General features: G+C 48.5%; 10 protein-coding genes. 2 read left to right on the plus strand and 8 right to left on the minus strand.

Features of this window, described 5'->3' with window-relative positions:
- Positions 1-20: 20 nt before the first annotated feature.
- Positions 21-1,463, minus strand: coding sequence for a TrkH family potassium uptake protein (locus DXD92_RS11630; RefSeq protein ID WP_118640568.1), 1,443 nt, complete (start codon positions 1,461-1,463; stop codon positions 21-23).
- A 15-nt stretch (positions 1,464-1,478) separates the two neighbouring features.
- Positions 1,479-2,909: a Trk system potassium transporter TrkA gene (trkA, locus tag DXD92_RS11635; RefSeq protein ID WP_279220658.1), complete on the minus strand. Its 1,431-nt coding sequence runs from the start codon at positions 2,907-2,909 to the stop codon at positions 1,479-1,481.
- A 114-nt stretch (positions 2,910-3,023) separates the two neighbouring features.
- Between trkA and DXD92_RS11640 the strand changes: the two genes are divergently transcribed.
- Positions 3,024-4,847 carry a S8 family peptidase gene (locus tag DXD92_RS11640; protein WP_118640569.1) on the plus strand — a complete coding sequence of 608 codons (1,824 nt, stop codon included), beginning with the start codon at positions 3,024-3,026 and terminating at the stop codon, positions 4,845-4,847.
- Between the two features lie 209 nt (positions 4,848-5,056).
- On the opposite strand, the gene DXD92_RS11645 is transcribed toward DXD92_RS11640, so the two are convergent.
- The 4 genes from DXD92_RS11645 to DXD92_RS19515 all read right to left on the minus strand — a co-directional run bounded on the left by DXD92_RS11645 (position 5,057) and on the right by DXD92_RS19515 (position 7,376).
- Positions 5,057-6,196 (minus strand): type II toxin-antitoxin system HipA family toxin, encoded by a 1,140-nt coding sequence (locus DXD92_RS11645; RefSeq protein WP_117812988.1) that lies wholly within the window; start codon positions 6,194-6,196, stop codon positions 5,057-5,059.
- Entirely contained in the window at positions 6,183-6,461 is a 279-nt protein-coding gene (locus tag DXD92_RS11650; RefSeq protein ID WP_055227803.1) for a helix-turn-helix domain-containing protein, read from the minus strand. The genes DXD92_RS11645 and DXD92_RS11650 overlap by 14 nt, the downstream gene beginning before the upstream one ends.
- 358 nt (positions 6,462-6,819) lie before the next feature.
- A complete protein-coding gene (locus DXD92_RS11655) occupies positions 6,820-7,212 on the minus strand; it encodes a VOC family protein (RefSeq protein WP_055227805.1) in 393 nt (130 codons plus the stop codon).
- Complete coding sequence (locus DXD92_RS19515; RefSeq protein WP_308054139.1) at positions 7,203-7,376, minus strand: DUF6783 domain-containing protein; 174 nt, start codon at positions 7,374-7,376, stop codon at positions 7,203-7,205. The genes DXD92_RS11655 and DXD92_RS19515 overlap by 10 nt, the downstream gene beginning before the upstream one ends.
- Here DXD92_RS19515 and DXD92_RS19520 point away from each other — a divergent pair.
- Positions 7,296-7,508 carry a DUF6783 domain-containing protein gene (locus DXD92_RS19520; protein ID WP_334294805.1) on the plus strand — a complete coding sequence of 71 codons (213 nt, stop codon included), beginning with the start codon at positions 7,296-7,298 and terminating at the stop codon, positions 7,506-7,508. The genes DXD92_RS19515 and DXD92_RS19520 overlap by 81 nt on opposite strands.
- A gap of 39 nt (positions 7,509-7,547) precedes the next feature.
- Here the strand turns inward: DXD92_RS19520 and DXD92_RS11665 are convergent, their stop codons facing one another.
- The gene (locus DXD92_RS11665; protein ID WP_118640570.1) at positions 7,548-10,568 is read right to left on the minus strand and encodes a YfhO family protein; all 3,021 of its coding nucleotides are present in this window, start codon (positions 10,566-10,568) and stop codon (positions 7,548-7,550) included.
- Positions 10,565-11,656 carry a glycosyltransferase family 2 protein gene (locus DXD92_RS11670; RefSeq protein WP_118640571.1) on the minus strand — a complete coding sequence of 364 codons (1,092 nt, stop codon included), beginning with the start codon at positions 11,654-11,656 and terminating at the stop codon, positions 10,565-10,567. Before DXD92_RS11670 ends, DXD92_RS11665 begins: the two co-directional genes overlap by 4 nt.
- Positions 11,657-11,674: the final 18 nt, after the last annotated feature.

Raw genomic sequence — 11,674 nt, forward strand, 5'->3', positions numbered from 1 at the left:
CTTTTTCCCGGTGAACCGCTTTATCCTCTCTTCTTCCAGGTAGACGGATAGAAAAGGATCAGCATCGGAAACAGTTCCAGACGGCCTGCCAGCATATCAAAAATCAGAATCAGCTTGGAAACCGGACCGTATCCGAAGAAATTGCTGGTCGGACCTACCTGGTCAAGACCAGGTCCGATATTGTTCAGCGTTGCGGCAACTGCCGTGAAGTTTGTCTCGAAGGAAAATCCATCCACACTGATGATCAGCATGGAAAAGCTGTAGATCACCAGATAAACAATCAAAAATACGTTGATCGCCCGCAGAACCTCATGCTCTACCGGATGATCGTCAAAACGGATGCGTTTGATACTGCGCGGATGTACGATCGAACCAAGCTCTTTTTTCACGGTTTTTAAGAGGATCAGGATTCGCGAAACCTTGATTCCGCCTCCCGTTGAACCGGCGCAGGCTCCGATGAACATCAGCATCACCAGAATACATTTTGACAGCTCCGGCCAGAGGTCAAAGTCCGTCGTGGAATAACCCGTTGTCGTGATAATCGATCCAACCTGGAAAAAGGCAGTCCGCACCGCTTCACCGATGGAATGGTACATCGGATAGGTATTCCAGGAAATCACGCCTCCTGCCAGAAGGATAATCAGAAAATACGCTCTTACCTCCTGGGATGAAATGGCGGCTTTTCCCTTTTTGCACAGCATCAGATAATAAAAGTTAAAATTCACACCGAAAGCAATCATGGCGATTGTCAGAATCCACTGCTGCAGTGGTGTGTACGTCGCACAACCGCTGTTTAATACAGCAAAGCCTCCGGTTCCGGCAGCACCCATGGCGAGTGTGACAGAATCAAATGTCTTCATGCCGGAAAGCAGCAGGGCAGCAATGGTAAAAAGTGTCATGCCAAGATAAATCTGATACAGAATTTTAGCGGTTCCGCGCACTCTCGGAACAAATTTGGAAACGGTCGGTCCCGGGCTCTCTGCCTTCATCAGGTTCATGACGGAACCGCCCTTCATCGGAAGCAATGCAAGAATGAACACAAGAACGCCCATACCGCCAATCCAGTGGGAAAAGCTTCTCCAGAACAGGCTGGCGTGTGAAAGTGCTTCCACATCGCTCAAAATGCTGGCTCCTGTCGTTGTGAAACCGGAAACGATCTCAAACAGCGCATTGATATAAAACGGAATTTCCCCCGTAATTACAAACGGCACCGCTCCGAAAACACTAAGGACAACCCAGCTTAACGAAACGCAGACAAATCCGTCGCGGGAATAGATTTCCATATTGGACGGTTTTCTGAAGCAGAGGATCAGACCGGCCGCAACGCAGAGCAGTCCCCAGATAAGATACGCAAAACCTGCCTTTTCCTGATACATGGCTCCGACCAGCGCCGGAAGCAGCATCAGCATACCTTCCACTTTCAGCACCCAGCTGATGACAAAACGAATCATTTTATAGTTCATAATCCGCTTCCCCCGTTACTCTGCCAGAATCTCATGGATATCCTGAAGACCGGTTTCCGTTGTTACGATAATGACGGAATCTCCTGCCTCAAAGGAATCCTGTCCACCCGGAATGATGACCTTTCCCTGTCTGTTAATCGCTGCTACCAGAAGGTTTGGCCGTGTTTTCATATCCTGCAGACGGATGCCGATCATACGGCAATTCTGGTTCACGATAAACTCAAGAGCCTCCACACGGTCTTCCATCAGCTTATACAGCGTCTCAACGTTGCTTCCGATGGAGTTTTTCATTGCCCGGACATACTGCAGAATGTACTCTGCTGTGATGTGTTTCGGGTAGATCAGGCTGTCCAGGTTCAGGCTGTGGATAACATCATTAAATTCCAGATGGTTGATTTTCGTTACAACCTTTGAGGATACCTTCTCTTTCGCATACAGCGACAGAATGATGTTTTCCTCATCCATATCGGTGCAGGCCACAAAGGAATCCATATTCTGGATGCGCTCTTCTTTTAAGAGCTCCTGGTCACTTCCGTCACCGTAAATAACGGTTGCATCCGGCAGTGCTTCGCTTAAAACCTCACAGCGATCCTTATTTTTCTCGATAATCTTGACATCGACGTTCATATTTGCCAGTGATTTTGCGAGATAATACGTAATTTCACCGCCTCCAACGATCATCGTATTGTGTACCTTGTTTGTATGAACACCAATTTTCTTAAACAGGCTCTCTGCGTTCTGCGGTGTGGTAATGATGGAAAGGCTGTCTTTTGCCTGGATCACAAAATTTCCATCCGGTATGTAAACCTCGCCGTTTCGCTCAACAGCACAGACCAGCAGACTGTACTGAAGCGCTCCGGCCAGCTCACGCAGCGACATATGGACAATTTTCGATGTTTCCGGCACTTTAAAGCGCAGCATTTCGATTCTTCCGCGGGAAAAGCTGTCGATCTCAATCGCAGATGGGAACCGCAGCAGTCTTGCCATTTCCATGGCGGCCGCGTGCTCCGGGTTGATGATCATGGACAGACCCAGCTTTTTACGGATAAATTCTCTCTCCTCCCGATACATCGGGTTTCGGACTCTGGCGATGGTGTGACAGTCTGCCGCCTGTTTGGCGATGACACAGCAAAGCAGGTTCATTTCATCACTTTTGGTTACGGCAATCATCAGATCCGCATGCTCAATATCCGCCTCCTGAAGCACCTGATAGCTTGCTCCGTTTCCTACAATTCCCATAACGTCGTAGGTGTTGGAGACGTTGCGGACGACAATACTGTCTGTGTCAATGACCGTCACAAGGTTGTCCTCGCGGCTCAGCTGGGCGGTCAGTGCGGTTCCGACTTTTCCGCAGCCCACAATGATAATTTTCATGTTCTCTCCCTTCAATGCAAAAGCATTTCGCGTAAAATAGTAAAGACCCGCCAGGCGGCATCGTAAAACCATTTTTCGATGCACTCCAAAAAGCAGATCTGTACCCCTATTGTACGATGGCGATTATATCATATTTCCCGGAAAAGCGGAATAGATTTTAACAACATTTTGGACGGAGTTTTTGTAATGATTGATCAAAAAAGGGAAAACCTGTTGAACCTTGCGCTGGCCGCAACGGAAGTCGAACGGCGGCGTGTGCCGGAGCTTTCGGCAGGTTATAACTCTTACAGCAAAACATGGGAAGTAATTGTACAGTATCAGGGAGATCTGGCCTTTCTGGAGGAGCAGGGGGTACGTGTAACGCTTCTGCTGTTTTCGTATGCCATTCTTCTGGTACCGGAGTCTCTGATGGATTACGTGACGGGACTGCCGCAGATTACGTATCTGGAAAAGCCAAAACCTTTGTTTTTCGCGGATGCGTTTATGCGGAGCATATCCTGTATTACACCTGTGCAGGAGGGGATTTCAGGTCTGTATGGGAATGGGGTGCTACTTGCATGCATTGATTCCGGCGTGGACTATGCGCATCCGGATTTCTGCGCACCGGACGGGACAAGCCGAATTGCAATTTTATGGGATCAGACGATTCCGGGGAATCCTCCGATGGGGTATGCTCTTGGGTCGGTATATACACGGCAGCAGATCAATGAGGCACTTGCATCTTCTACGCCGGAAGAACGGTTTGCCCTCGTGCCGTCCCGCGATGTGACAGGGCATGGGACAGCGGTGCTCGGAATCGCAGCGGGAAATGGGAGATCCTCGGCAGATGCGGCCATGCGGGGCGTGGCACCGGAAGCAACACTCGTGGTCGTAAAGCTTGGGAATCCTGATCCGGCGGATCTGCCGCGGACATCGCAATTGCTGCAGGCGGTGGATTTCTGCGTAAGATATGCACTTCTGGTGGAGCGGCCGCTTGTGACTAATTTGAGCTTCGGGAATAATTACGGTTCGCACAGCGGGGATTCCTTACTTGAAACGTATTTGAATGCAGTGTCAAATTTAGGGCAGAACGTGATCTGTATCGGGGCAGGAAATGAAGGGGATACCGGACGCCATTATGCCGGGAACCTAAAGTCGGATCGCAAGTCGTCCGGTCAGACGCAAACAGTCCGTGCGACATCTGATCCGGCTGCGACGTCTGCGGTCTCGGCAACGGCTGACCGCGCTGTCTCCGTTGAATTTCAGGTCGGTGCTTATGAATCCTCGTTCAGTCTCCAGATCTGGAAGGTTTATGGGGATGAAATCTCGATCGAACTGATTTCCCCCGGCGGCATCCGCTCCGGCACGCTCTCTCCTGTCCTCGGCACGGCGCGTCTGACGCTTGGTCCGACAGAACTTCTCCTGTTTTATGGCATGCCATCCCCCTACAGCCAGGCGCAGGAAATTTACCTGACCTTTCAGGGCGCAGGAAACCATCTGTCCGTCGAAAACGGCATCTGGACCTTGCGTCTCACCCCCGGCCGCCTGATCTCCGGTTCCTTTGACCTCTGGCTTCCCGGCGGAAACGCCGTCGGTTCACAGACCCGCTTCTTCTCCCCCACTGCCGACACCACACTCACCATCCCTTCCACCGCCCGCTCCGCCATCACGGTCGGTGCCTACGATCCCCGCCTTTCCTCCTATGCCAGCTTCTCCGGCCGCGGCTATACCCGTATTCTCCACGAAATTAAACCTGATCTCGCCGCCCCGGGTGTCAATATCCCAGCTCCCCGTTCCGGCGGCGGCTATGCTTCCTTCACCGGCACCTCGTTTGCCACGCCTTTTGTATCGGGAAGCGCCGCGCTTATGATGGAATGGGGCATTCTGCGCGGAAATGACCCGTTTTTATATGGTGAAAAGCTGAAAGCTTATCTCATCGCAGGCACAAAACCCATCGCATCCGAGAGCGAATACCCGAACAGGCGGGTGGGATGGGGACGACTTTGTTTAGAAAGTAGCCTGCCAGATTAAAGTTATTGAAGGATTCGATAGAAGAAATAAAAGCGCAATGTAAAGAGTTAAACGACAAATGAGACATATTTTTATCTCTGTACTATCTTGTACTTTGCTACGAAAATAAAACTCGTAGCAAGGTACTTATAGTGTTCATTTGTCTGGCAACTCTTTTTTATTTAACTGTTAATAACTTGCTGTTTAAAATTTTTTGAATGCAAAGAGAATCACTTACCCAAAAGATATTCTTCCAACATTTCCTTTACTTTTTTCTCAATTTCGTCTATGATCTCTTCACACCTTGTCTTTTTCATCCCTGCACCAGTTCCTACCGCCAGTAACTCTTTTCTGCCTGGATTTCTTCCATTTCCATCTACTGACGTAGTATGTTCGCCATAATACGTATTACTGTAAGTAAGATCATATGCCGGACTTAAATGCCATTTATCTTCGTCTGCTTCGTACAAATACGTGAAGTTCTTCGAATGATCATCTCTGTTATGTGCAAAAACATTGAAACACATTCGGCGGAACATATTTTCAACATCTTCATCGCAATTGCGTGTCATGATTTTTGTCAGTTTCATTAATCCATGATAGTCCAGACTTGGCTGCTCAAAATCCAATTCCAGAATTGCAGCTGTCGTCAACATGTGCACTTTCTTTTTCCCTTTCAAACAGTTTCTCCTGTCAAACCTTTTAGTTCCAAAATATCCTTTACATTTTTCTGATGGAAACAATCTCGTTTCACTCATCATAATTCCGCAGGCCTTGGCACAGCAGGAATAGTCATATTCCATTTTTCCTGCATCTTTTCCGTCCACATGCGCTGGAAATTTGATAATCCATTCTTCATTATCAATGGGTGTCATGATTTTAGGTCTTGCTCCGCCGATGGTACCTCCCAGCAGATACAATTCGTCCAGTTTATCCGAATACTCTGTATTCAGTATCTTTTGACACTCTTCCGCTAGTTTGTCCAGATCTGCACTGCTCTGCTCCTCTGGAAAATTCTTTTCCGGGTGATATGTCAACGCTCCCATCCCCGATGTGCCCACAATCGCCAGACGATCCAGTACGGTCAGTTCATCCGGATTTTGTTTATGTGCCCGTAACAGGCGATCCAACAGTAATCTGCCCCAATGATCTGGAAGACTGTCCGCAAAAACCCCAAATAATCCTTCAAAATGATCCTTAACTGGAACAAATACCTGTTTTTGCAAAGGCAATGAAAATGGGTTGATCGAAAATCCGGTTTCCAGCCATTCATCACTGTACTGAAATGCCACTTTGTGGTCTGCCGTCATAGCTAATGTTCCCACCGTTTGATCCTCATAACACACCTGCAGTACTTTATCTTGTTTCATTGATAACCTCCTGAATATCTTTATACGGTACCTGCGTGAAAATATTTCTGAGCTCATCTGCAAGATCCAGTGCGATTGCAATTTTCGTTAAAGATAACAGGGAAATTTGTCCTGTCGTTTCGAATCTTTTGATTGAGCCGTAACTCACTCCGCTTATAGATGCTAATTTTTCCTGCGTAATTGAACGTCTCTTTCTGATTTTTCTCACTCGCTGCGCAAGTTTTTGATCCAGTTCTTCCGGAGTTTCCCATATAAATTGTTCCATTTTTTCCCCTTCTTGTTACAGATTATATGTTATCTAAAATATCCTGTTTTTATTCAAAACAGATTATATATTATCTATTCTATTTTACCACTCACGTGCAGAAAGCACAATGATTTCCTGCCCTGTTTCCATAAAAACTCCACCCCGTTTTTGTAACTGCAGATAAATTTTGCATCTCCTTTACTCTATAGGGATAATTTGCGCTTTTTTGACTATCCGGTAGTATTTGCTTCAGAGTAAGTAAAAAAGCCTCTGCCGGGCAAAAATTTTGCTTTCCGGCAGAGGCTTTGCTGGTCAAACGGATATTCATGCAAGCATGATTCGCGATTTTTCTTCCATTTCGCATGGCTTGGAATCGTTACAAATACTGGCTGAATTCCACTTTTTCTTTATTTGGTCCTTCGATCGTGAAGAAACGGACGCCATTTTCCCAGAACGGAAGGAAATGTACTTCATCCTGCGTCGTATTCAGACCGGCCCCGGTAATCATTTCGTGAACCTTTTCAATATTCTTTACGTCAATCGCCACATGGTCGATTGCTCCGGGTTTCAGTGCTGCAGCTTTGTTTTCGTACGTTTCGATCACAAGTGTTCCAAGCTTTAAGAATGCCACTTTCTCATCCGCCGCCTCATTTACGGTGCGGAATGCAATTTCAAATCCAAGCTTTTCATAAAACGCAATCGTCATCTCAATATCGTTGGTCGGAATACCGACATGCTGGATTCCATTTAACTGCTCTCTTAATTCCATTTCTTATCCCCCAGTCTTTTTTCTACCTGTGCCAGATCCGGCATGGCCGGAATAGAGCGTGTCTGAAAAAGGCTTTTCGTGAGCTGCGAGTCCCAGTTCGTGGGAGATTTTATCCGAATAAGGGCGGCGTAGCGGGCTACGGCAACCGAATGAGGGTAAAATATACCGCAAAGTGGAGCTTGCAGATTGCGGAAATGATTTTTCAGACACGCTCTAGCACCTTTTTTCTCCACACAAAGGCTTGCAACGGCGTTTCCAAACCGGGCAAACGCTGCCAGTTCTTCCTGCGGCTGTAAAGATATGCTCCATTCCACCAAGTGTCACTACAACTATTTTTACACTCTGATGATATAATATTTCCGCTGTTTTTGCAACATTTTGCTCTCTCCTGCCCGTTCGCTGCCGTTTTGCTGTTTCTTTTTTTCACAGATCACAAGGATGAGTGCCAGCATTCCTCCCATCAGGCTGCACCAACTGCCAGCCGTCCGTCCGGGCGCATGGTACACAAGAACAATTTTGTGCTCGCCTGATGGGATTTTTGCGCCGAGAAATGCCGTGTTTGCGCGGAACAGCAGTGTTTCTTTCCCATCCACTTTCAGCACAAAATTTTCATCGTATGGAATGCTGGTGATGAGGTATCCGTCTCTTTCCGCGGAAACCACGCCTGTGATGCCGTCGCCGCCGTATGTTGCTGTTGTTCCGCCAATCAGGGTAACCGCCTGACTGTACAGCTGCTCCGTTTTTTCCAACGGCTGTGCCATACCAGTCCATGTCTCAAAATTTTTCAGGATATAATGGCCTTTTCCCATCCGAATGAATACGGTTCCATCTTCTTTCATCGTTACAAGATAGTTAAACTGTGTATTCCCATTGGCATACGTATGGTTGATGCCGGTCAGGCGGTTGGTCTGGCCGTTGATGCGGATAAACATATCATGACTCGCTTTCTGATTCTCCACCTCGAAAGAAACGGCGAGCAGCGTTGCTCCCTCTGCGGCACCCGGCAGCGTTGCTGAGACGGTCACGGATTTTTTCGTCTCAATCTCATATCCGTCCGCTGTCTTCTGAATGCGCAGATCTTCCTGATCGGTCTCTGGAATTTCAAGGTTTACTTTCTGAAAACAACTGTGAAACAGGGGTCCTACAGAACCATTCTTTGTATCTGAATCTGCAGCGGCTCTGAAATTATCCACAGATTTCGCCGATTTTTCCTGATCCGTGATTGCCGCTGTTGTCTTCCGCATTTCCTGATCCGGGATCACGGCTGCCGTCTCCAGTATTTCCTGGTTCTGCGGATAAGGTAACGATTTGTATTCCGTCTCGGAAACCACCTGGTCTGTCACGTAGGCAACCGGCGCTGCGGATATGGCACGATAAACCTGAAAGTCCCCGTAATCCCGGTACAGTTCATACCCTTCCGGCCGTGTTTCTGCCAGAATGTACTTCACGCCCATGAGCTGCCAGAACAGCGGATCATCGGAAACCGTCTGCATCATGCGGTTGCGGAAGGCTTCATTAATCCCATACGTCTCGTCCCGGAATTTCTTATATTCTGCATTGTATGCCGAGGAATAAATCGTCGAAACATTCTGTCCAATATCCCATATCCGGTTGACGTTCGCAAGGTTCTGTCCGCCGTCTCCATACTGCTCCATACGGTACCAGCCGGGATCCTCCGCACGGATCTCGCGGATTGCCGCTGCAATCTTGCTGTCCGTCAGAGCTTCATACGTTTTACGCGGGATCATCACATGCTTTTCCTGATTGATTGCTTTTCCGGCAAATGCAAGAATCACAGCACTAAAGACGAGCGGCAGAAACGGAAGCTCTCTGCCCCGCAGCCGTTTTTTTGCCGGAAACCACCGCCATGCCAGATAGCACGCAGTCACACAAATCACATCCAGTATGCCGAGATGCCAGTATGGTTCAAAGTATGTCTCTTGCTTTGCATTCCACATCAGAATCAGAACTATGAGGTACGGAAGCAATTCTCGCAGCTCTGTCATGACTTTGCGCTTAAAATTCCCGGTGCTTCGATTTTTTCCACACTCCCGCTTCCGGACAAGCTGGTTTTCCACATAAAGCCCGACTTCTGCACAGAGGACCGGAAGAAACGGGATGAATACTTTATCTTTGCTGTACAGGCCGCCGTTCAGCAGATAGCCGAACAGGGGAATACAAAAGAATACCAGCAAAAGGAAGGACAACAGTTTCTCACGCAACCGGCTCTTTCCGATCACTCTGCCCAAAAGCGCCACCCCCGCAAATGCGGAGAGGCCAATGCCGTACGGCGTGTAGCAGAGACGTAGGATCAGAAACTGCGGTTTCCACATCGCCGGATCGGTAAAAAGTCCTGCGATGCCGCCCGCTGCGGTGCCGCGTCCGCCCTCGCCGCTGCCGCCGAACAAGGCGGCAGCCGATGGGATCAGCAGAATACCGGAAAGAAGGATTCCTGCGAGGACCGGAAGAGCAAAGCGGATTGCTGCGCCAAAAAAGCTCCGCAAACCCGCCAAAGCTTCAACTGTTCCTGAAGATTTTTCACCTGCCATCTGCTTTTTCTCTGCCCCGGCCTTTTGATTCCGCGACACTTTTCGATTCTCCTGTTCCGCTTCATACGCAGCATTTTCTGTACCGCATTTCAAATACTCCGTCACCGCATACGCCGTGAGCGCAAGCAGCCCGCCGACCGAAAAATAAAAGCTGGTCAGAATCATCCCAAGAACGGAAAGAATCAGAAGACCGCTCTTTCTCTTCTGAAAATGGCGATCCACGCCCAGCAGAGCCAGCAGCAGAAACGGCATATAATTGACAAACATAAGCTGATTATAGGAATGATATAGAAGTGCGGTAGAACACGTAAAGAAAAGTGATGTAAAAAGACAGTTGCCGTAATGCAGACCCTTTTTGCTGATCCATCGATAAAAAAGCACTGCATCCGCCGCATACAGCAGCGCGGAGGAACCCATCACCCACAGGTCCATCGGGATGAACGGGAAAAGGTAGGATAACAGCATGGTCGGACTCAGCAGTCCGTAGTAGGCAAAATGGTAAATATTCTGACCTCCTCCCAGATTCCATGCGAAATCCGGGAAGAGGTTTCCGGTCGCGTAAAACCGCTTTCGGAAGTAATCGGCAAGGGTGCTGTGCTGGCTGATCCAGTCAATCGAGGAGCCGAATACGCCGTATTGCAGGACGAACAGCCGGCACAAAAGCAAAGAAAAGAAAAACAGACCAGCCGCCGTAAAATCCTTTCCGGTAAGACCTTCCAAAAAGCCGTTCCGCCGTCCTTTCGGCTGACCTTCCTTTTTCCGTGATTTCCCCGGCTCTCTTATTTCCTTTAAGATTTCCTTTTTCATGCCCGGATTTCTCCTCTTTCAGAAGCATGGCGTTTGTCGGCATACTCTGGAAAATACACGTTTTTCTTTTCTGTCGTATTGGCATCTTTTCTTCTCTTTGCAGCACTCTCCTGCTTTTTCACCGGCTGCACACTGTGCATCTTGACCGTCTCTTCACTCGTCTCCTTTAAAAGATAGATCGGACGGTGCTTTGTTTCAAGATATGTCTTGGAAAGATAAATGCCTACAATGCCCGTGCAGAAAAGCTGTACACCGCTCACCAGAAAAAGGATGCATGCCATCGACGGCCAGCCCGCAACGGGATCGCCAAACAGCAGCGTTCTTCCGATGATGAACACGATCAGAATTATAGAAATCAGGAAAAAAAGCACGCCCATGACAGATGCAAATGACAGCGGAGCTACGGAAAAACCTGTGATGCCGTCAACCGAGTACGCAAGGAGCTTTCGAAGCGGCCACTTTGATGTTCCGGCGCAGCGATCCTCATGCTCAAATTCCAGCCATTCTGTGTGAAAGCCGACCCATCCGAAAATTCCTTTGGAAAAGCGGTTGTACTCACTCATTTCCAGCACGGCATCCACCATTTTGCGGCTCATCAGGCGGTAGTCCCTTGCACCGCTTACGATCTCTGTTTTGGAAAGGCGGTTTATCACACTGTAGAAAGCATTTGATAAGAAGGATTTGATTTTTCCCTCGCCCTCCCGCGAGCTCCGGCGTGCCGCCACACAGTCACAGGTACCGCTCTGCAGCATCGCGTACATTTTCGGAAGAAGGAACGGCGGATCCTGAAGGTCGACATCCATCACTGTTACGTAATCGCCTTTGGCCGCCTGCAGTCCGGCGTACATGGCTGCCTCTTTTCCGAAATTTCTCGAAAATGAGAGGTAACGGCAGCGCATATCCTTCTGCGCAAGCCGGCGCATCTCAAACAGGCTGTGATCCTTCGAGCCGTCGTCAACAAAGATCAGCTCGAACTGAACCTTCTGCTGTTCTTCCATCTCATCCATCTGACGTACCATCGTCTCGTAGTAAACCGGAATTGCTTCCTCTTCGTTGTAGCATGGTATGATAATACTGATTGTCTCCATTTTTTTCCTCCCGGGGAT

Origin of the sequence: Blautia sp. TM10-2, assembly GCF_003480845.1 — a bacterium.
GTDB lineage: Bacteria > Bacillota > Clostridia > Lachnospirales > Lachnospiraceae > Fusicatenibacter > Fusicatenibacter saccharivorans.

What these genes read in the sequence shown, in the direction of transcription:
- DXD92_RS11630 (WP_118640568.1), bottom strand. Translation starts at nt 1,463, where the DNA reads ATGAACTATAAAATGATTCGTTTTGTCATCAGCTGGGTGCTGAAAGTG.
- trkA (WP_279220658.1), bottom strand. Translation starts at nt 2,909, where the DNA reads ATGGTTTTACGATGCCGCCTGGCGGGTCTTTACTATTTTACGCGAAAT.
- DXD92_RS11640 (WP_118640569.1), top strand. Translation starts at nt 3,024, where the DNA reads ATGATTGATCAAAAAAGGGAAAACCTGTTGAACCTTGCGCTGGCCGCA.
- DXD92_RS11645 (WP_117812988.1), bottom strand. Translation starts at nt 6,196, where the DNA reads ATGAAACAAGATAAAGTACTGCAGGTGTGTTATGAGGATCAAACGGTG.
- DXD92_RS11650 (WP_055227803.1), bottom strand. Translation starts at nt 6,461, where the DNA reads ATGGAACAATTTATATGGGAAACTCCGGAAGAACTGGATCAAAAACTT.
- DXD92_RS11655 (WP_055227805.1), bottom strand. Translation starts at nt 7,212, where the DNA reads ATGGAATTAAGAGAGCAGTTAAATGGAATCCAGCATGTCGGTATTCCG.
- DXD92_RS11665 (WP_118640570.1), bottom strand. Translation starts at nt 10,568, where the DNA reads ATGAAAAAGGAAATCTTAAAGGAAATAAGAGAGCCGGGGAAATCACGG.
- DXD92_RS11670 (WP_118640571.1), bottom strand. Translation starts at nt 11,656, where the DNA reads ATGGAGACAATCAGTATTATCATACCATGCTACAACGAAGAGGAAGCA.